This is a genomic window from Ruminococcus sp. AF37-20, assembly GCF_003460465.1.
Taxonomy (GTDB): domain Bacteria; phylum Bacillota; class Clostridia; order Oscillospirales; family Ruminococcaceae; genus Hominimerdicola; species Hominimerdicola aceti.
Genome location: NZ_QTVE01000017.1, coordinates 44,168 through 44,912, shown reverse-complemented (window position 1 = coordinate 44,912; position 745 = coordinate 44,168). Strand labels below are relative to the sequence as shown.

At 47.0% G+C, this 745-nt stretch carries 1 pseudogene; it reads left to right on the top strand.

The window, feature by feature from the left end:
* Window positions 1–610 (top strand): annotated as a pseudogene (locus tag DW015_RS10505) (IS256 family transposase); the annotation flags it as partial.
* Window positions 611–745: the final 135 nt, after the last annotated feature.

Sequence of the window (745 nt, the reverse complement as noted above, 5' to 3'; positions counted from 1 at the left end):
TGTCCATACATATCGGTGAAAACGAGAGTGCAAAGTACTGGCTTGGCGTTCTGAACGAGCTGAAAAATCGTGGTGTAAAGGACGTCCTCGTGATATGTGCCGATGGTCTTTCGGGTATGAAAGGAGCGCCGTATCAGCGGCATTTCCGCAGACAGAATTACAGCGTTGTATCGTTCATCAGGTGCGAAATATGCTGAAATACGTTGGCGAAAAAAGCAAGAAAGAATTTGCTAATGATCTGAAAACAATTTACCAGGCGCCGTCTGAGGACGCTGCACTTGAACGGCTTGAGCGTGTGACGGAGAAGTGGGAGAAAGATTATCCAAACGCCATGAAGAGCTGGTACAAAAACTGGGATGTGATCTCACCGATCTTCAAGTTTTCCGCTGATGTGAGAAAGGTCATTTACACCACCAATGCGATCGAAAGCCTTAACAGCGGCTATCGTCGTCTGAACAAACAGAGAAGCGTGTTTCCCAGCGATACGGCGCTGTTAAAGGCACTGTATCTTGCAACTCATGAAATAGCGAAAAAATGGACTATGCCGCTGAGAAACTGGGGTAGAGTTCTGGGAGAGCTTGAAATCATGTATCCCGACAGGCTCGGCTGAGCCGGCACAGTCAGTCTGCTTCCATTCCGCTACGCTCCATTCCAGCAGACTGACTGTTGAAGAACCTTGACAAATTACGGTATTTATTGTATACTGTAAAAAAATGAGCGGCTGTTTTTCAAGCCGCTCCACAAT